The organism is Cellulomonas sp. NS3 (assembly GCF_024757985.1).
Classification (GTDB): Bacteria; Actinomycetota; Actinomycetes; order Actinomycetales; family Cellulomonadaceae; genus Cellulomonas_A.
Window position 1 is genome coordinate 4138340 of sequence record NZ_CP103289.1, and the last position, 17966, is coordinate 4156305.

Consider the following 17966-nt stretch of genomic DNA (forward strand, 5'->3'; position numbering starts at 1 on the left):
TCCAAGCAGCGTCAGTCCTGCGCGTCGCCCCGCCGGACCCGAGCCGCGTCAGGCCCGCGCGTCGTCCCGACGCACCGCGAGCACGGTCACGTCGTCGGCCCGCGCGCGCCCCTGCGCGTCCGCCAGGCGCAGGACCGCGTCGACCGCTCCCTGCGCCGACGTGACGCCGCGCAGCGCGTCGTGGACCGCAGGGAAGGAGTCAGCGCTGTTCCGGAAGCGCTCGACGAGCCCGTCGCTGAACGTCACGAGCAGGTCCCCGGGCGCGAGGTGGACCGTGCGCTCGGTGGTCTCCGGCACGGGCAGCACGCCGAGCGGAAGGCCCGACGCCGTCAGCCGGGTGCTCGTGCCGTCGGGGTGCACGACGAGCGTCAGGCCGTGGCCCGCGTCGGCGTAGGTCACGTCACCGGTCTCCCGGTCGAGGTGCGCGTGGAAGCTCGTCGCGAGGAAGCCGGTCGCGTGCAGGTCGGTGTGCAGCACGGCCCCCGCCTCGCCGAGCGCCTGCGCGACGCCCGCCTGACGGGACGCGACGCGCAGCACGGCGCGCACCGACGCCGCCATGATGCTCGCGGCGGGCCCGGTGCCGAGCACGTCGACGATGCTCAGCGTCAGCCCGGCCGGAGTCGGCGACCAGTCGAAGAAGTCCCCGCCCACGCCGGCGGCGACGCACGCCCCGGCGACGCCGTACCCGGGGACGTGCGGCGCCTCGCGCGGCAGGAGGCCGGCCTGGACCTGGGTGGCCCGCTCGAGCTCCTGCTCGACGGCCATCTGCGCCTCGACCCAGTGCGCGAGGTCGCGCAGCAGCGCCTCCTGCTCGGGCCCGAACTCGCGGGGTCGGACGTCGACGAGGCACAGCGCGCCGACCCGGTGCCCGCCGGGGGCCATGAGCGGCTGACCCGCGTAGAAGCGCACGTGCTCCGCGCCCGCGACGCGCGGGAGGTCCGCGAACCGGGGGTCGAGCGTCGCGTCGGGGACGACGAGCATGCGGTCCTCGGTGACGGTCGTCGAGCAGAACGTCTGCTCCCGGGGCAGCACGCCACCGGGGTCACCCGCCTTGTGGACGGTCCGCGTGCGGTCGACCAGGGTCACGAGCGCCGTCGGGACCTCGAAGAGCCGCCGCGCGAGCCGGACGACGTCGTCGAAGCGCCGGTCCGGTCCGGAGTCGAGCACCCCCAGCCGGTGCAGCGCCTCGACCCGCTCCGCCTCGCTCGCGTGCACCCGGACCCCCGCTTCCTCCGTAGACAGACCACCGGCTCCCCCATCGGCCGGCGTGCGTCGGACATGAGGGTTCTGGCCGCGAGCCGGGCGGGGGTGGGCGCGGCGCTGCGCGGGTCGGGCGGAGGTGGGCGCGGCGCGGGTCGGGTCGGGCGGAGGTGGGCGCGGCGCGGGTCGGGCGGAGGTGGGCGCGGCGCGCGTCGGGCGGGCACGGCGCCGGCCGGACGGGCGGGCTGGGGGTGCCCGACGACGGTCGGCCGTCAGTCCACGACGGCGCTGCGACGCTCGAGCAGCACGACGTCGCGCCAGACGCCGTCGCGCCGACCGATGCGCTCGCGGACCCCGACGACCCGGAACCCGTGCCGCTCGTGCAGCGCGAGCGACGCGATGTTCTCCCGGAACACCCCGGACTGCACGGTCCAGATCCCCGCGGCCTCGGTGCTCGCCACGACCGCGCGCACGAGTGCCCCGCCGACGCCGCGGCCGTGGGCCCGGGCGGCCACGTAGACCGAGAGCTCGACGACCCCCGCGTACGCCGCGCGGCTGCTGACCGAGGCGACCGCCGCCCAACCGAGCACCCCGTCGGTCCCGTCCAGCGCGACGAACCGGTGCGCGGCGCTGTGCCGGGCGTCCCACTCGTCCCACGTCGGGACCTGCGTCTCGAACGTCGCGTTCCCGGCGCGCATCCCCTCGTCGAACACCCCGAGGACCCCGCGCGCGTGGGCGGGGGTCAGGGGCAGGACGCGAACGGCCGGGCGGTTGGCGGTGCCGTCGGCGGACGACGCGCCGCGGTCGGTCGACGAGGTCTCGTGGGGCACGGCGACATCGTCGCACCGGCCGGCCGCGGTCGACGTCGGCACGGCGCCGGTCGGGAGCGACCGGCGCGCGTCGACGTCGGCCCGCGTCCCGTCGGTGTCCGCCGGCGTCGCCCGGGGGCGGCCCGGGGGCGGCCCGGCGTCGGCCGGTGTCAGCCGGCGGTGTCGGCCCGCGCGTCGGCGGGCGTCACGCGCAGGTCGTCGAGCAGGAACAGGAACGCGCGCGCGTACGGGTTGTCGCCGACCTCGCGGCGCACGACCTCCCAGTCGATCTGCTCGCGCAGCGCCCGCGCGACGGGCAGGAGCCGGGAGAAGTCGCAGTAGTGCTCGCCGAGCACGCGCAGCTTGCTCGAGAGCACGTCGGTCGCGCTCAGCACCGGCATGCGCACCGCGAGGACCTCGATGCGGTCGGCCCGCTCGAACATCCCGTCGTCCACGGCCTCGCCCGTCATCCGGAAGAGGATGTCGATGAGCTCACCCTTGTGGAACGCCTTGAACAGCCAGTCCTCGGCGGGGTCGATCACCTCGAGGCCCGCCTCTGCGATGGCCACCCGCGCGACGTCCGCGTCCTCCTCACGGATGAGGAAGTCGGCGTCGTGGTCGGGTTCCGGCGCACCCCGGGCCCACGCGGCGTACCCGCCGCACAGGGCGTACGGGATGTCGGCCTGGCCGAGCGCCACGGCAACGAGCCGCAGTCCGTCGTGCATCGCCTCGCGATCGTCGATGGGCATGCCACGGGTCTACACGACCGCGTGCGGCCCCGCAGTGCGAGGGCAACAATCGGTGCGATGCGACTCGCGACCTTCAACATCCTGCACGGGCGGTCGCTCACGGACGGCGAGGTGGACCTCGACCGGTTCGGGGCGGCCGTCGCCCGGCTCGACGCGGACGTGCTCGCCCTGCAGGAGGTCGACCGCGACCAGCCACGCTCGCACGGCGCGGACCTCACGGCCGTCGCGGCCGAGGCGATGGGGGCGCCCGAGCACCGGTTCGTCGCGACGCTCGCCGGCACCCCGGACCTGTGGTCGGCCGCGGACGGGGAGCTCCAGCCCAACACGGCGAGCTACGGCATAGCGCTGCTCAGCCGGCACCCGGTCCTGTCGTGGCACGCGATGGCGCTGCCGGCGCTCACGCGCAGGGTCCCGGTCGTGTTCCCCGGGCAGCGCGTGCCGTCGATGGTGCAGGACGAGCCGCGCGCCGCGCTCGCCGCCGTGATCGAGGTTCCGGGCGACGACGGCGGGCGCCCCGTCGCCATGACGGTCGTCTCGACGCACCTCAGCTTCATCCCCGGCTGGAACTCCCGCCAGCTCCGCCACCTCGTGCGCGACCTGCGCGGCGTCCCGCGGCCCGTCGTGCTCATGGGCGACCTCAACCTCGAGGGCGACCGGGCCGCACGCGTGAGCCGGTGGCGTCCGCTGACCAGCACGAACACGTTCCCGCTCGAGAACCCGAACCGGCAGCTCGACCACGTGCTGGCGGACGGACCGATCGAGGCCACCGCGCTCGGCCGGGCGCTCGACACCGGGCTCTCGGACCACCGCGCGCTCGTCGTCGACGTGGCGCTCGTGGGCGAGCCGGACCACAGCGCGCACGCGAGCCGGCACCTCTGAGCCGGCGGCCCGGGCGCGGTCGGGCGAGCGGGCCGGCTCCGACGTCGGGCGCGTCCCGGTCCGGTCGCTGACCCCTCGGCCCGGCTCAGGGACGCCACCGCACGCACTCCGCCGCCTGCGGCCACACGACCGTCGCCGTCCCGAGGCGTCGGCGCTCGGCGTCGACGATCGCCCACGCCGCGTCGAGCACCCGCCGGCGCTCCGCGGCCGGGAGCACCGCGACGCCCGAGTGCGTCCCGAGGAGCCCGCGCACGTCGTCGGGCGTCACGTGCCGGTCCCAGAGGACGTCGACGGTCTCCACCTCGTCCGCGGGCACGCCGACCGCGCGGCGCACGGGGTCGCGGAACCCGGTGCGCGCGCGGTCGGGGTCGAGCTCCGCGAGCGCGGCGGTCCAGCCCGTGCGCGGCCGCGGCCCGGTCCAGACGAGCCCGAGCCACCCCCCGGGGCGCAGCACGCGCCGGACCTCGGCGACGGCGGCGTCGGGGCGGAACCAGTGCCAGGCCGTCGCGACGAGCACCGCGTCGACGCTCGCGTCGGCGAGCGGCAGGCGCTCCGCCCCGGCGAAATGGGCCTCGGCGGCGGGGTGCCGGCGGCGCAGGACGTCGAGCATGGCAGGGTCCGGCTCGACCGCGACGACGCCGAGGCCACGCTCGAGCAGCTGGCCGGTGAGCTTTCCGGTCCCGGCGCCGACGTCGGCGACCCGGACCGCTCCCGGGGGGACGAGCCAGTCGACGGCGTCGTCCGGGTAGCGGGGGCGCCACCGCTCGTACTCCTCGGCGGAGGAGCCGAAGGCGCCGGCGCGGCGAGGGTCGAGCGCGGGGGCGCGGTCGGGTCCTCCGGGGCCGTCGGCGGTCACGCCGTCCGACGCTAGCCCTGGACCGGGTCGAGGCCCAGGGTCAGGACGGCGTGCGCGCCGACAGCAGCGTGAAGGAGAGGAGCTCGCCGCCGTCCGCCTCCAGCATCGTCAGCACCGTGTCGGGGGTCCCGGCGTCCGGCCCCTCCCCCGCGGGCCGCAGCGCGGCGACCGCGCGCTGCCACCGCAGCCAGTCGTCCCAGCCGCCGTCCTGCAGGCGCGCGACGACCTCGGTGACCAGCCCGGTCACCTCCCAGTGGAACCGCCACCACTCCGGGGTGTGCCACGCGAGCGCCTCCCAGCCGACGCACGCGTCGACGTGCGGTGGGACCGCACCGAGGTCACGCACCTCGCGGCGCAGCGCAGGCGTGGCGACCCCGAGCCGCCCGCCCGGCACGAGCAGGCGCGTGAGGTGCGGCAGGTAGTGCTCGGACGTGCCGAAGTACTCGAACGCGTCGACGCACACGACCGCGTCGAAGCTCGCGGGCTCGAACGGCAGGGCGTGCGCCTCCGCGCGGACCGCCCGGGCCCGGTCGCCGACGCCGGCGGCCTCGAGCACGGCGGTGACCTCCGCGGGGTCGACCCACAGGTCCGCGGCGACGACCTCGACGCCGAGCTCGCGCACGAGGAACACCGACGTCGCGCCGCGTCCCGAGCCGAGGTCGAGCACCCGCATCCCGGGCCGCAGGTCGAGGTCGTGGCACAGGTCCTCGAGCAGCCAGAGCGGGTTCGGCCCCATGTCGAGCCCGACGAGCCACCGGGGGTCGTACGCCGAGGAGAGCGGGTAGCGGTCGGGGCGCACGAGCGCGGCCAGCGCGTCGTCGGCGGTCGGGGGGCGGCTCACGGGCACAAGGAACCACCGCGGCGGACGGGCCGGCAACCGTATTGTCGCGCCGCGGCGTGCCCGGGCTGCGGGCCTCGCCCGGGGTGCCGTCGCACGACGCCGTCGCCCCTCGCGCCGTCGCCCGCGTGCGTCGCGACGCGTGCCGACGGCCGGGCGCCACCGTCCCCGCGCGGCGCGGTCGTCGCTACTCCGTCGACTCCGCCTCGAGCTGCTCGGCCTGCGCGAGCCGGACGCCGTGGCTGCGTGGCGGGGCCTTGATGCCGACCACCATGTCCACGATCTCGATGTACTGCGCCTTCGCGCCCATGCGGAACTCGGTCGCGGCCGCGTGGATCTGCTCGAGGGTGTCGGCCTCGACGATCGTCACCTGGTCGTACTTGGTCGTGAGCCCGCTCGTGACCACGTGGGTCAGCAGGTCGGAGAACTTCTCGAGGCTGTCCGCGTGGCTCTTGGACACCTCGTGGATCCCCTTGCGCCCGAGCGCGAAGTACTCGGGGCTGATCTTCATGAAGAGGAATCCGATGTACTTGTTCTTCGCTCCGAGCCGGTGCATCGCGGCCTCCCCGGGTCCATGGAGGGCGGCTTCCCCCGTCGACCACGCTGCTCGCGGGCGTCGCGCGCGGCAAGGACCGGGCGGCGTACCCGTTCGCGCACGCGGTCGCGCCGATCGGGCACCCCGGCGGCCGCGGCCCGGCGGGGACCCGCGCGCACCGGCCCGGTGCTCAGCCGGTCCCCGCGCGCACGAGCCCTGTCTCGTAGGCGAGCACGACGGCCTGCACCCGGTCGCGCACGGCGAGCTTCGCGAGGATCCGCCCGACGTGCGTCTTGACGGTGGCCTCGGAGAGGAACAGCCGCTCGGCGATCTCGGCGTTGGAGTCCCCGTCGGCGACGCAGCGCAGCACCTCGACCTCGCGCGGGGTGAGGTCCGCCAGCCGGGGGTGCGGCGCGTCGGCGGCGTCCCCGGGCTCGGGCATCCGGTCCGCGAACATCTCGAGCATGCGCCGCGTGACGCGCGGGGACACGACGGCGTCGCCGGACGCGATCGTGCGCACTGCGGTGACGAGGTCGGACGGCGCGGCGTCCTTGAGCAGGAACCCGCTGGCCCCGGCCCGCAGCGCCGCGAACGCGTACTCGTCGAGGTCGAACGTCGTGAGGATGAGCACGCGCACGTCCGGGTGGGCCTCGACGATGCTCCGGGTGGCCTCGATGCCGTTGACGCGCGGCATCCGCACGTCCATGACGACGACCTCGGGCCGCAGCGGACCGACCTGCTCGAACGCGGCCCGCCCGTCGCCGGCCTCGCCCACGACCTCGATGTCGCCCGCGCTCTCGAGCACGAGCCGGAAGCCCATGCGCACCAGCGCCTGGTCGTCCACCAGCAGGACCCTCGTCATGCGTCTCCCTCCTCCGACGGCAGCACCGCGCGGACGCGCCAGCCCCGACCGTACGGCCCGGCCTCGACGTCGCCGCCGAACGCGGCGGCGCGCTCGCGCATCCCGACGAGCCCGCGCTGCGACCCGGGGCTCGCGTCGACCGGCAGGGTCGGGCCCTGGTCGGTCACGACGACCTCGACCGTGCCGGCGTCGCGGCGCACCGTGACGTCGACGGCCGGGGTGCCGGGCGCGTGGCGCAGCACGTTGGTCAGCGCCTCCTGCACGACCCGGTAGACCGCGAGCTGACGGTTCGCGTCGAGCTCCTGGAGGTCGGTGTCCGCGAGCCCCGTGGTCCGCACCGTCAGCCCTGCGGACCGGAACCGCTCGACGAGCGTGCCGAGGTCGACGCTGCCCGGCTGGGGCTCGAAGGGGGTCGCGTCGTCGCCGCGCACCGCGTCGGGGCTGCCGGTGCGCACGTCTCCGGGGCGCGGGTCCCCGGGGCGTCCGTCGCCGGGACCGGGGTCCCCCGGCCGCGCCGCCGCGATCGCGGGAGCAGGAGACCCGTCGTCGTGCAGGACGCCCAGCACGCGCCGGACGTCCCCGAGCGCGGCCCGGCCGGTGGCCACGAGCTCGTCGAGGGCCTCCCGCGAGCGGTCGGGCGCCCAGTCGACGGCCGCACGTGCCCCGCCGCCGAGGGCGATCATGACCGAGATGCTGTGCGCGACGACGTCGTGCATCTCGCGCGCGATGCGGGCGCGCTCGGCGGCCTGGACCAGCTGCGCGCGCTGCTCCTGGTCGCGGGCGAGCGCGTTCGCCTGCTCGACGAACGCCGCGAGGTGCAGGCGCTGGTTGCGCACGCCGGTGCCGGCGGCGACCGCGAGGAGCGCGAGCACGAGCACGGGCGCGGCGGTCTGGTACCAGACCGCGCTCTGCAGGAACAGGCCGGCCCGCGCCTCGCGGGTCGCCGCCTCGAGGTCGGTCCCGAGCGCCGGGTCGACGCCCATCGCGATCGCGCCGACCGTCGCGGGGAGGTCGAGGACGCGCGCCGCGACGAGGCAGGCGCTCACGGTCGCGGCGGCGGTGGCCCACGTGACCCGCGGCGGCGCGGAGGTCGCGACCGCGTACAGCGCGAGCGCGAGCCCGAGCTCGAAGCCGGACGTCGCCCCGGTGGCCGCGAGCGCCAGCACACCCAGGACCCCCATCACCGCGGCGACCAGCACGGGCCGGCGACGCCGCCACATCAGCGCCCCGGCACCCGCGAGCATCAGCGCGAGGAGCACCGACTGCATCTGCAGGACGCGCTCGCCGCCGAGGTACGCGGAGAGCGCGTACATCGAGTCGGCCCCGAGCCCGATGAGCGCGGACCACCCCAGGAAGACGAGCGCGACGAGCGCGTCCGTCACGACGGGGTGCCGCTCGAGGAACCGGCGCACGGGCCCGCGGCGGCGGGCGGACTGCTCGGTGAACACCGGGGCCGGCGTCGGCCGCCCCGCACGCGCCCCGCCCTGGCTCCCGGCTGCCCCCACCGGAGCACTCTCCCAGGTCGGTCCGGACGTCGCAGCGAGGCGGCGGGTGACGTCGGTCGGCGCCGCAGGGCGACCGCTCGCACCGGGCGCCGCACCCGGGCGGGCAGCCACCAGGCCGCCCGCCCCCGCGACGAGGGTCACGCTCACGCGTCGCGCCGGCGCAGCAGGACCCCGGCGACGACCAGCACGACGGCGACCCAGGCGAGCAGCACGCCGTAGCCCTGCCACGGCGTCAGGTCCGTGGTGCTCGACACGGTGATGACCGAGCCGACCTCGTCGGCCTGCAGGAGCCGGCTGCCCGCGCTCGCCGGGAGGTGCGCGGCGAGCGTCTGGATGGGCGCCCACGGGATCGACGCGAGCGCGTTCTCGACGACCAGGAGCAGGCCGAGCACCGCGGCGATGCCCGCGGCGGAGCTGCGCACGAGCGCGCCGACGCCGAACGCGAGCGCCGTCACGGCACCCAGGTAGAGCGGGACGCCGAGCACGATCCGCAGGTCCTGGCCGCGCGTGAGGTCGACCGACATGCCGGTGGCCCCGAACCACGGGGAGCTGGCGGCCCAGGCGGCGAGGACGGCGACGAGCGAGGCGGCCATGACCGCGAGGACGGTCACGAGCAGCTTCGCGGCCAGCGCGGGGACACGGGTCGGCGCCGCGGCGAACGTCGAGCGGATCTGCCCGGTGCCGTACTCGCCGGCGACGGAGAGCACCCCCAGCGTGCAGAACACGAGCTGCGCGAGCGCCACCCCGGACGTGACGTAGACGGCGCCCACGAGGTAGGGGCTGCCGACCGCCTCGGGCACGGCGGAGATGCTCGACATGCGCGAGGCCGCGAAGGCCGGGACGACGAGGGCGCCGAGCACGAGCGTCCACCACGTCGAGCGCAGCGAGCGCAGCTTGACCCACTCGGCGGCGACGAGCCGGGGGAAGGTCGACGGGTGCACGGCCACGCGCCGGCGGGAGGGCGCGGCAGCGCCGGGGGCGACGAGGGCGGTCATCGGTGGGCTCCTGAGGTGGGACGGGTCGGCCGGGCGAGGACGGTCGCGTCGGGGGCGTCGGCCGAGGTCGAGCGGTACTCGACCTCGGAGGCGGTGAGCTGCAAGTAGGCGTCCTCGAGCGAGCTCTGCACGGGCGTGAGCTCGTGCAGGACGAGGCCGGCGTGGGCCGCGACGGCGGCGACCTGGGGCGCGGGGAGGCCCGTGACCTCGATCAGGTCGTGCGCGACGGACGTGACCTCGGCCCCGGGCTGACGGGCGAGCACCGCCTCGAGCTCCGCGGCGGACGGGGTCCGCACCCGGACGGTCGTCGAGGTGGCGCGGCCGACGATCTCCTGGACCGGCGCGTCGGCGATGAGGCGACCCCGCCCGACGACGATCAGGTGGTCGGCGGTCAGCGCCATCTCGCTCATCAGGTGCGAGGACAGGAAGACCGTCCGGCCCTCGGCGGCGAGCCCGCGCAGCAGGTGGCGCACCCACAGCACACCCTCCGGGTCGAGGCCGTTGACGGGCTCGTCGAGGATGAGCGTCTGCGGGTCGCCGAGCAGCGCCGAGGCGATGCCGAGCCGCTGGCCCATGCCGAGCGAGAACGTCCCGGCCCGCTTCTTCGCCACCGACGCCAGGCCGGTGGCCTCGATCACCTCGTCGACCCGCCGCGCGTCGATGCCGTGCGTCGTGGCCTGCGCGAGCAGGTGGCTGCGGGCGGACCGGCCGGTGTGCACGGCCTTCGCCTCGAGCAGCGTGCCGACCTCGCCGAGCGGCGCGCGGTGCCGGGCGTACGGCGTGCCGTTGACGGTCACGGTCCCGGCCGTGGGCCGGTCGAGGCCCACGATCATCCGCATCGTCGTGGACTTGCCGGCGCCGTTGGGTCCGAGGAACCCGGTGACCCGCCCGGGCCGGACCGTGAAGGTCAGCCCGTCGACGGCGGTCTTGTCGCCGTACCTCTTCGTGAGCCCTGTGGCCTCGATCATGTGTCCTCCTGCGTTCGGTGTGCTTCGAACGTAGGAGCGGGCGCCCGGCGTGGGGACGGCCGCCGGGACCACATCGTCCCGGCCGCGCCGTACGCCGCGAGGATGACGCCGTACCCCGCGCGGCGGCGTCGGCCCGGCACGCGCGCAGCAACGCGCAGCCGTCCGGCCGGCACGGGCCGGCACGGCCGGCACGGGCCCTGCCCGGACACGACGAGGGGTGACGCCGTACCCGGCGCCACCCCTCGTCCGCACCGGCGCGAGCCGGTCGTCGGGTGCTACTGCTGCGGCGCGAGCCGGAAGCCGGCCGCCGCGTCGGTGCCCTCGGCGTCGAGCTGCTGGTCGGCGAGCGCGTCGGTGGTCTCCGGGGAGACGTACACGGTGGCACGGCCCGCGGTCACGACGTCGTCGCCGGGGGTGGGGGCCGCGACGAGCGCGAGCTCGAGCGAGCCGGCGCGCTCGGTGGACTCCGCGATGCGGAGCCCGCCGGTGTCGGGGAGGCCGGCCTGCGTGGTCAGGTCCTCGACGGCGCTGCGGGCGTTCTCGGTCAGGGTGAGCACGGGTGCTCTCCTCTCGTTGCCGGTGAGGACGCCGGCCGTCACGGCCGTCTCGGCCGGTCGGTCGGCGCCTTCGGTCCGTTCCACCGTCACAAGGCCCGGTGGAGGCTGCAACCGGGCGTCCACGCAGCGAGACCCCCCGCGAGGGCCCCGGCGAGCGCGGCGCCGGCCGGTCGCGGAGGGCCGACCGCGACACGACGGAGCGCTCCGGGACGACCTCCGCCCGGTCGCCGACCGTCAGCGGACCGGCCCTGGCGGGCCGGCGAGCCCGGCCCGTGACGGGCGACGCGCGGTCGCCGGGGAGGTCGACAGACTCGATGAGAATGTCGCCACGAACCGTTTACATCGTTGACCGAAACATGTCGAATCCATATGTTAGCGGTCACATCCGACGAACCGGGCACCTCGCGGGATCGAGCACGCCCGGCATGGACGTCCGCGACACCGACGTCGCCGACCCGGACCGGACGCCGCCCCCCGCGGTGTCCCCGACGTGCAGGAGCCCTCATGCCCGGCAGTCCTCCCCGCCCGACCAGCGACCACCGCCCCACCCCGACCCGTTCCCTGCGTCGCCTCGCCGCCACCGTCGCGACCGCCGCGCTCGCCGCGGGCGCACTCCTCACGATCGCCCCGACCGCGCAGGCCGCCCCGCCCACGCTCGTCGGCGTGCAGTCGGGGCGCTGCCTCGAGGTCCGCGACAACAGCACCACCGCGGGCGCCGCCGTCCAGATCTGGGACTGCAACGGCGTCGCCGGGCAGGGCTGGACGCTGACGTCCGCCGGCGAGCTCCGCACGCACGACGGCACCCGCTGCCTCGACGCGTTCGAGTGGGGCACCACGGCCGGCACCGCGCTGATCTCGTGGAGCTGCACCGGCAGCGAGAACCAGAGGTTCGCGTGGGGCGCGAACCGCTCGCTCGTGCACCAGCGCTCGGGGCTGTGCGTCGACGTCACCAGCGCGCGCACGGCCAACGGCACCGCCGTCGCGCTGTGGACGTGCAACGGCCGGACCAACCAGCAGTGGACCGCGGGCGGCACGACCCCCACGCCGGCTCCGACGACCGCCCCGACGGGCGGAACGGGCACGCCGCCCGCCACCTACCCCCGGCCGGGAGCCGTCACCGGGAGCATCGGCGCGCACGACCCGACGGCCGTCAAGCGCCCGGACGGCACCTACCTCGTCGCCACGACCGGACGGGGGATCCCGCTGAAGACCTCGCGTGACCGCACCTCGTGGACCGCAGCCGGCTCGGCGTTCCCGAACGGCACGCCGTGGACGTCGCAGCACACCACCGGCGACGTGTGGGCCCCCGACCTGTCCTACCGGAACGGGCAGTACTGGCTGTACTACTCCGCGTCGTCGTTCGGGACGAGCAAGTCGGGCATCTACCTCGCGACCAGCCCGAGCGGCGACGCCGGGACGTGGACCAACCGCGGCCTGGTCGTCAGCACGACGGCGTCGAGCAACTACAACGCGATCGACCCCGACCTCGTGACCGACGCCCAGGGCCGGGTGTGGATGAGCTTCGGGTCGTTCTGGTCCGGCCTCAAGCTCATCGAGATCGACCCCGCGACGGGCCTGCGGTCCGGCACCGCGATGCACTCCATCGCGTCGCGCAGCGCGGGCATCGAGGCGCCCGACATCGTCCACCGCGGCGGGTACTACTACCTGTTCGTGTCGTTCGACGCGTGCTGCAAGGGCGCCCAGAGCACGTACCGCGTCGCGGTCGGCCGCTCGACCTCGATCACCGGGCCGTACGTCGACCGCAACGGCACGCGGATGACGAGCGGCGGCGGCACTGAGGTGCTCGCGGGTCGCGGGTCGATCCACGGGCCCGGCCACTCCGCCGTCCTCGCCGACACCGACGGGGACGTGCTCTTCTACCACTACTACACGGACTCGGGCGCGCCCCAGCTCGGCATCAACCTGATCGGCTGGGACGCCGCCGGCTGGCCGTACGTGTACTGACGGCGTTCCGGGCGCCCCCGCCCGGCCCACGACCGACCTCGGAACCACAACGGGCGGCAGCCGGACCGGCTGCCGCCCGTCGGACGCAGGTGCGCAACGGCAGACGCCTCACGGCGCGGGGCCGCTCGTGGCGGCGAAGGTCGAGCCCGGGCCGGTGTTCCCGGCTCCGCGAGATGGGCGTCCGACCAGTTCAGCGGGACCAACCGCCCCGCACCGGGAGGAACCCGGCACGGCGCGGCTCCCGGCGTGGGACTGGTCGCGCAGCACCCCGATCCGCTGGTTACCGTCGGCGCATGGGGGGAGCAACGCACAGCAGGACCGGGCAGGTCGCGGAGGACGAGCGCGTCGCCGCAGTCCGCCGCCTCGGCGTGCTCGACACGCCGCCCGAGGAACGGTTCGACCGCGTGGCCCGCCTCGCGCAGCAGCTCTTCCACGTGCCCAACGCGATGGTCTCGCTCGTCGACGCCGACCGGCTCTTCTACAAGGCGCACATCGGCACGGAGCTCCAGCAGATCCCGCGCCGGCACTCGTTCTGCTCGATGGCGATCGCGGAGCCCGCGACGTTCGTCGTCGAGGACGCGTCCGCCGACCCCCGCTACAGCGCCAACCCCTACGTCGCGGGCGACCCGCGGCTGCGGTTCTACGCCGGGCAGCCGCTCGTCGCACCCGGCGGCCACCGCGTCGGCACCCTGTGCGTCGCGGACGACCGGCCCCGGGAGTTCTCCGCGGCCGACCGCGCGCTCCTCGGCGACCTCGCGCGGTGGGTCGAGAAGGAGCTCATCGTCGAGGCCGAGCTGGAGCGTGCCGCGTCGGTGCAGGCCGGGCTGCTGCCCGCCGCTCCCCCGGTGCTCGACGGCTACGAGGTCGCGGGGGCCTGCCTGCCCGCGCGTGCGGTCGGTGGCGACTTCTACGACTGGGACGTCGCCCCCGGGGGCGTCGCGCTGACGATCGCCGACGTCATGGGCAAGGGCATGGGCGCGGCGATCCTCGCCGCCACGGTCCGGGCGGTGCTCCGGGCGAGCGGCCGGGCGCGCGGCGTCGACGGCGCGCTCGCGGACACCCAGGCCGCCGTCGAGCCCGACCTGCTGGGCTCCGGGAGCTTCGTGACCGCGTTCCACGGGCGCCTCGACACCGCGGCGCACGAGCTGTCCTACGTCGACGCCGGGCACGGGCTGAGCGTCGTGCTGACGGGCGACGGTCACGTGCGGCGGCTCGTCTCGACGGGGCCGCCGCTCGGCATCCCGGAGTACCTGGGCGAGCGGCTCGTCACGCGCCTGACCCTCGCGCCGGGCGACCTGCTCGTCACGTTCAGCGACGGGGTCCTGGACGTGCTCGACGGCACGCTCGCGTCGGTCGACCGGGTCGCCGACGCGGTGCGCGGTGCCGCGTCGGCGCAGGAGGCCGTGGACCGCGTCCTGGCCCTCGCGCCCGCGGGCGTCGAGCGGCCCGACGACCTCACGGTCCTCGCGCTCCGCCGTTCGGGGGCGCCCTCGGGCCGGAACGGCGACGCGCCGTCCGGTGGGGGGGCCGACGCGTGAGGCGCCAGCTCGCGCTGCGCGTCGCGGTGCTGCTCGCCGTCACGCTCGGCCTCAACTACACGGTCTGGCGCTGGCTCGAGTCGGTGAACTGGTCGGCGTGGTGGATCGCCGTGCCGCTCGTGATCGCGGAGACGTACAGCTTCATCGACGTCGCGTTCTTCGGGATGACGATGTGGCGCGCGAAGGACCGCGAGACCCCGCCCCCGCCGCCCGAGGGCGCGACGGCGGACGTGTTCATCACGACGTACGACGAGCCCGTCGAGATGGTCATGACGACCGCGCTGGCCGCCCGCGACATCCGCTACCCGCACCAGACGTACGTGCTCGACGACGGCGCGCGCCCCGGGCTCCGGGCCGCCGCCGACGCGGCGGGCATCGGCTACGTCGTGCGCACCGCCGACTGGGCCGACCGGCCGCGCCACGCGAAGGCCGGCAACCTCAACAACGCGATGCTCACGACCGACGGCGAGTTCATCCTCATCCTCGACGCCGACCAGATCCCGGACCCCGCGATCCTCGACCGCACGCTCGGGTACTTCACCGACGACCGCGTCGCGCTCGTGCAGACCCCGCAGTACTTCACGAACGTGCCCGACGCCGACCCGCTCGGCAGCCAGGCGCCGCTCTTCTACGGCCCCATCCAGCAGGGCAAGGACGGCTGGAACGCCGCGTTCTTCTGCGGGTCGAACGCCGTGCTGCGGCGCGACGCCCTCATGCAGCTCGGGCTCGTCGGCTACGTCCGGGAGACCGAGCGGACGGTGCGGGAGGCGCTCAGGGCCGGCTCGACGGTGCTCGCGCGCAGCCGCCGGCGCGAGAGCGACCCGCGCGTGCTCGCGGCGCTCGACGAGGTCGAGCTGGCCGTCCGCGACGCCCAGCGCCGGCTGCACGCGCAGGACCCCATCTCGGAGGTCACGTTCGAGTTCCAGCGCCGGGTCGGCGAGGTGTCCGCGTCGATGGTCACCGCGGACGTCGACGCGATGCGCGCGGACCTCGCCGCGATCTCGGCGATGAGCACCGGGCGCCACGTCGAGGAGACCACGCTGACCGTCGACGACGCGGCGCTGCGCCGGCTCTCGTCGCGCGACTGGTCCCCGCTCGGGGCGATCGAGTCGGTCCGGGCGCTCGTCGCCGCGGTGGACGTCGACCGCTCCGACGAGGCCCAGGCCGTGATGCCGGTCGCGACCGTCTCGGTGACCGAGGACATGGCCACCGCGATGCGCCTCCACGCCCTCGGCTGGCGCACGGTCTACCACCACGAGCGGCTCGCCGACGGGCTCGCGCCCGAGGACCTCGGCACGATGATCACGCAGCGGCTGCGGTGGGCGCAGGGCACGCTCCAGGTGATGCTCAAGGAGAGCCCGCTGACGATGCGCGGGCTGCGCTGGAGCCAGCGGGTCATGTACTTCTCCACGATGTGGAGCTACCTGTCGGGCTTCGCCGCGGTCGTCTACCTCGCCGCACCGATCATCTTCTTGTGCTTCGGCGTCCTGCCGGTGACCGCGTGGACCGTCGACTTCTTCGCGCGGTTCATCCCGTTCCAGCTCGCGAGCCAGCTGCTGTTCGTCGTCGCCGCGCACGGCGTCAAGACGTGGCGCGGTCAGCAGTACTCGCTCGCGCTGTTCCCCGTGTGGATCAAGGCCACGGTGACCGCGACCGCGAACGTGTGGTTCGGCCGGCCGCTCGGCTTCGCGGTCACGCCCAAGGTGCGTCAGGACGGCGGCGGGTCGTGGCGGCTCGTCCTGCCGCAGCTCGTCGCGATGGGCGCGCTCGTCGTCGCCGCGCTGATCGGGCTCGTGCGGTTCGGGCTCGGCTACGCGCCGTGGATGGGCACGTTCGTGAACCTCGCGTGGGTCGCCTACGACCTCGTGGTGCTCAGTGTCATCGTGGAGGCGCTGCGCTACCGCGGCTACACCGGTGGCGCGACCAGCGGCTCCAGCAGCAAGGAAGGGCAGTGACGCGCATGCAGCTCGACAGGGACGTCCGACCCGACGGGATCGCGGTGCTCCGGCCGCGCGGCCGGCTCACGATGGTCGCCGCGAGCGACCTCAAGGCCGTGGTCGACGACGTGGTGGCCCAGGGTCACACCGTCGTGGTGGTGGACCTGCAGGACACCGAGTTCATGGACTCGTCCGGGCTCGGTGCCCTCGTCGGGGGCCTGCGCTCGGCCCGGGCGGCCGGCGGGGACCTGCGCATCGCGCGGCCCTCCACGCAGGTCCGCACGGTGCTCGAGCTCACGACGATGGACCGGGTGCTGCGGCCGCACGCGAGCGTCGAGGACGCCGTCGGTGCCGGCTGACCGACCGGTCGAGACGCGGGTCGAGCACTGCGTCCTGCCCGGCTGCATCGAGCGCGTGCACCACGCGCTGGCCGGGCTGTGGGAGCAGGCGCCCGACGTCCCCGAGCTCGACCGGATGATGTTCGAGACCGCGGTGATCGAGGTCACCGCCAACGTGATCGAGCACGCCGAGCGCGGCGACGACTTCGACGCGGACGTGGTGCTGCGCGTCGAGGACGGGGCGCTCGTCGGCGAGCTGACCGACACCGGCGGCTTCGTCGACGTCGACCTCGACGTGGACCTCCCCGAGGACGACCTCGCCACGAACGGCCGGGGCATCCCGCTCGCGCGCCGGGCGGTGCACGAGATCTCCTACCGGCGCGGCGAGGGGCGCAACCACTGGCGCCTCGTGCGGCACTGGCAGGGTTGACCCGGGACCGCGGGGAGGGGACCCGGCGAGGCCGGGGCACCGCGGAGGGGGGAACCACGTGCAGCTGCCGTACACCTACCGCGTGACGCAGTACGACCCGCGCGACTGGGACTCCGCGGGCCGCTACTCGGGCGACGTCGCGTGGACGAGCGACGAGGGACCGGTCGAGGCCGCGCACGTCGAGGCGGTCGCCTGGTTCCTCGAGGAGCTCGGCGTGACGCACCTCGAGGTCCGCGACCCGATGAGCGAGGGCCTCGACCCCGACGAGGCGCCCCTGCCTCCCGAGCACCCGCTCGCGGGGCTGTTCGGGCGGCGGCTCGAGGGGTACTTCGACGGCGCGCTCGTCGACGTCGCCGGGGCGCAGCTCCTCGTGCGCGTGATGCTGCGCCGGGCCGGGGCCTGGTGCCGGCTCGAGGCGCCCGGTGCGTTCGTGCACGTCTGGTACGAGTCCGTCTACGTCGGGGCCGCGGAGCCGTGCCCGCGCTCCCTGACGCGCGCTCTGGCGGCCGGGCTCGACTGCGAGGAGGTCGCGGCCTCGCCCAACGACCCGGCCCCGACGGACGTCTCCCCGTGGGAGGACCGCCGCGCGGTCGACCCGGCGTTCTGGGCCGAGGTCGACGCGCTGCTGGAGGCGTACGGCGCGGTCATGGTCGAGGAGTGGGGCCCGTGGCCGCGCTGGCACCGGCTCACCACCGAGCACCCGCGGGTCACCCTGCGGCCGCGCGCGCACGTGTTCGTGTGGCCGGACCTGCCCGACGGCGTCGGCGCGGTGCTGGCCTCGCCGCCGGCGCCCGAGCGCGTGGAGAGCCTCGTGTGGGTCGCGGCGGACGGGCGGGCACGCCAGCGCTGGGTCGAGGGCGACGCGCCGCCGGACCTGCGGACGCTGCTCGCGGGCGCGACGCGGGCCGCCTGGCGGGGGCGGACGAACGACCCGCCGCTGCTCGAGGCGTGGCTGCCCGACGCCGACGGCATCATCCGGACGCGGCTGGACTCCTGACCGCACGG

Annotated in this window: 18 protein-coding genes; 7 read left to right on the forward strand and 11 right to left on the reverse strand. The window is 75.6% G+C overall.

Going from position 1 to position 17966, the window contains the following annotated elements:
• Nucleotides 1–48: 48 nt before the first annotated feature.
• From NXY84_RS18685 to NXY84_RS18695, 3 genes are all read right to left on the reverse strand, one after another.
• Nucleotides 49–1215, reverse strand: coding sequence for a PP2C family protein-serine/threonine phosphatase (locus NXY84_RS18685; RefSeq protein ID WP_258724534.1), 1167 nt, complete (start codon nucleotides 1213–1215; stop codon nucleotides 49–51).
• Nucleotides 1216–1472: 257 nt separating this feature from the next.
• Nucleotides 1473–2030, reverse strand: coding sequence for a GNAT family N-acetyltransferase (locus NXY84_RS18690; protein ID WP_396126296.1), 558 nt, complete (start codon nucleotides 2028–2030; stop codon nucleotides 1473–1475).
• A 149-nt stretch (nucleotides 2031–2179) separates the two neighbouring features.
• Nucleotides 2180–2758: a nucleotidyltransferase family protein gene (locus NXY84_RS18695; RefSeq protein ID WP_258724535.1), complete on the reverse strand. Its 579-nt coding sequence runs from the start codon at nucleotides 2756–2758 to the stop codon at nucleotides 2180–2182.
• A gap of 57 nt (nucleotides 2759–2815) precedes the next feature.
• Here NXY84_RS18695 and NXY84_RS18700 point away from each other — a divergent pair, with 57 nt between their 5' ends.
• Complete coding sequence (locus tag NXY84_RS18700) at nucleotides 2816–3637, forward strand: endonuclease/exonuclease/phosphatase family protein (RefSeq protein WP_258724536.1); 822 nt, start codon at nucleotides 2816–2818, stop codon at nucleotides 3635–3637.
• Between the two features lie 85 nt (nucleotides 3638–3722).
• On the opposite strand, the gene NXY84_RS18705 is transcribed toward NXY84_RS18700, so the two are convergent.
• From NXY84_RS18705 to NXY84_RS18740, 8 genes are all read right to left on the reverse strand, one after another.
• Complete coding sequence (locus tag NXY84_RS18705) at nucleotides 3723–4493, reverse strand: class I SAM-dependent methyltransferase (RefSeq protein WP_258724537.1); 771 nt, start codon at nucleotides 4491–4493, stop codon at nucleotides 3723–3725.
• A 40-nt stretch (nucleotides 4494–4533) separates the two neighbouring features.
• Nucleotides 4534–5334 carry an SAM-dependent methyltransferase gene (locus NXY84_RS18710; protein WP_258724538.1) on the reverse strand — a complete coding sequence of 267 codons (801 nt, stop codon included), beginning with the start codon at nucleotides 5332–5334 and terminating at the stop codon, nucleotides 4534–4536.
• 184 nt (nucleotides 5335–5518) lie between these two features.
• On the reverse strand, nucleotides 5519–5887 hold the full coding sequence (locus tag NXY84_RS18715; RefSeq protein WP_258724539.1) for a hypothetical protein: 369 nt from the start codon (nucleotides 5885–5887) through the stop codon (nucleotides 5519–5521).
• A gap of 169 nt (nucleotides 5888–6056) precedes the next feature.
• The gene (locus tag NXY84_RS18720; protein ID WP_258724540.1) at nucleotides 6057–6728 is read right to left on the reverse strand and encodes a response regulator transcription factor; all 672 of its coding nucleotides are present in this window, start codon (nucleotides 6726–6728) and stop codon (nucleotides 6057–6059) included.
• Nucleotides 6725–8233 (reverse strand): sensor histidine kinase, encoded by a 1509-nt coding sequence (locus NXY84_RS18725; RefSeq protein ID WP_258724541.1) that lies wholly within the window; start codon nucleotides 8231–8233, stop codon nucleotides 6725–6727. Before NXY84_RS18725 ends, NXY84_RS18720 begins: the two co-directional genes overlap by 4 nt.
• Nucleotides 8234–8376: 143 nt before the next feature.
• Complete coding sequence (locus NXY84_RS18730) at nucleotides 8377–9228, reverse strand: ABC transporter permease subunit (protein ID WP_258724542.1); 852 nt, start codon at nucleotides 9226–9228, stop codon at nucleotides 8377–8379.
• Nucleotides 9225–10196 (reverse strand): ABC transporter ATP-binding protein, encoded by a 972-nt coding sequence (locus tag NXY84_RS18735; protein ID WP_258724543.1) that lies wholly within the window; start codon nucleotides 10194–10196, stop codon nucleotides 9225–9227. Before NXY84_RS18735 ends, NXY84_RS18730 begins: the two co-directional genes overlap by 4 nt.
• Before the next feature lie 275 nt (nucleotides 10197–10471).
• Nucleotides 10472–10753, reverse strand: coding sequence for an adhesin (locus tag NXY84_RS18740; protein WP_258724544.1), 282 nt, complete (start codon nucleotides 10751–10753; stop codon nucleotides 10472–10474).
• 504 nt (nucleotides 10754–11257) lie between these two features.
• Between NXY84_RS18740 and NXY84_RS18745 the strand changes: the two genes are divergently transcribed.
• The 6 genes from NXY84_RS18745 (at nucleotide 11258) to NXY84_RS18770 (ending at nucleotide 17958) form a co-directional block, all read left to right on the forward strand.
• Nucleotides 11258–12718 (forward strand): family 43 glycosylhydrolase, encoded by a 1461-nt coding sequence (locus NXY84_RS18745; RefSeq protein ID WP_258724545.1) that lies wholly within the window; start codon nucleotides 11258–11260, stop codon nucleotides 12716–12718.
• Nucleotides 12719–13011: 293 nt separating this feature from the next.
• A complete protein-coding gene (locus NXY84_RS18750) occupies nucleotides 13012–14256 on the forward strand; it encodes a PP2C family protein-serine/threonine phosphatase (RefSeq protein WP_258724546.1) in 1245 nt (414 codons plus the stop codon).
• Complete coding sequence (locus NXY84_RS18755; protein WP_258724547.1) at nucleotides 14253–16211, forward strand: glycosyltransferase family 2 protein; 1959 nt, start codon at nucleotides 14253–14255, stop codon at nucleotides 16209–16211. The genes NXY84_RS18750 and NXY84_RS18755 overlap by 4 nt, the downstream gene beginning before the upstream one ends.
• A gap of 5 nt (nucleotides 16212–16216) precedes the next feature.
• A complete protein-coding gene (locus NXY84_RS18760) occupies nucleotides 16217–16552 on the forward strand; it encodes an STAS domain-containing protein (RefSeq protein ID WP_258724548.1) in 336 nt (111 codons plus the stop codon).
• Nucleotides 16542–16961, forward strand: coding sequence for an ATP-binding protein (locus tag NXY84_RS18765; protein WP_258724549.1), 420 nt, complete (start codon nucleotides 16542–16544; stop codon nucleotides 16959–16961). The genes NXY84_RS18760 and NXY84_RS18765 overlap by 11 nt, the downstream gene beginning before the upstream one ends.
• Before the next feature lie 58 nt (nucleotides 16962–17019).
• On the forward strand, nucleotides 17020–17958 hold the full coding sequence (locus NXY84_RS18770) for a hypothetical protein (protein WP_258724550.1): 939 nt from the start codon (nucleotides 17020–17022) through the stop codon (nucleotides 17956–17958).
• Nucleotides 17959–17966 lie beyond the last annotated feature (8 nt).